Raw genomic sequence first — 959 nt, 5'->3', positions numbered from 1 at the left:
GCCCGCTCGCGACCACAAGGAACCTCGGAGAACCCGCCACCGGAACGGCCATCCGGAAAACCGGCCTGCCCCGCACCCGCGAAAGACACCCGAAAACCAAGATCAGGATTCACGCGGTGGATCGAGGTTCAGGTCAAGGTGCCCGGTGGCGCGGACAAATGGTCCGACCTCTCTCTACGGCCCGGCGTCAGTTTCACGGTTGATACGGATCTTTTCGACCTGGTTGACATTCGTATCCGGCAGTGGGTCGACGGTGTTTGGATGTCGTCTGCCCGGTGGCCGCTCACGTTGACGGCTCCGGTGATCACACCGCCGCCGGACGCCGAGGCCTGGTCGAGAACAGTCACGGGACTGGCGACCGCGAATGTGGAGGTCGTGGTCGGCATAGACGCCAGCTTCCAAAACGATGACGCCCGTCTGGGCGCGGCTACCGCAGACGCTTGGGGCGTCTGGACCATGACCGCGGCAAAGCAACGCCTGGAGCCTGGGACAACATACGACTTGTTCGCCGGTCAGAAGGGTGACGACGGGGTGTGGGTGGTATCGGAGCCGGTCACCGTCACCGTCCCCGAACCCGCGGTGCCCCCGGACCCGCCGGCCTTCACCACCCCGGAGCCCGACACCGAGGTGACTTCCCCCTTCGCCGTGGAAGGCACCTGCGAGCCCGATGCCACCGCCGTGACCCTCGAACGGGACGGGACCTCTGTCCCCGTGACCGTCACCAACACCAGCTGGTCGACCGACTCCGACCAGAACCCCGGCGACCCCGGCGACATCGTCTTCACCGCCACCCAGACCGTCAACGGACTGACCTCCACCACCCAGGCCACCCTCACCGTCACCGTCCCCGAACCCGCGGTGCCCCCGGACCCGCCGGCCTTCACCACCCCGGAGCCCGACACCGAGGTGACTTCCCCCTTCGCCGTGGAAGGCACCTGCGAGCCCGATGCCACCGCCGT

Annotated in this window: 1 pseudogene; it reads left to right on the top strand. The window is 67.4% G+C overall.

What is annotated here, in order from left to right:
* Positions 1–456: 456 nt before the first annotated feature.
* Positions 457–959 (top strand): annotated as a pseudogene (locus tag OTB19_RS42725) (hypothetical protein); the annotation flags it as partial.

It is taken from the genome of Streptomyces sp. H27-H5, assembly GCF_026627505.1.
In the GTDB taxonomy this organism is placed as follows: domain Bacteria; phylum Actinomycetota; class Actinomycetes; order Streptomycetales; family Streptomycetaceae; genus Streptomyces.
The sequence above is the reverse complement of the archived record's forward strand: the minus strand, read 5'-3'. Positions and strand labels throughout refer to the sequence as shown.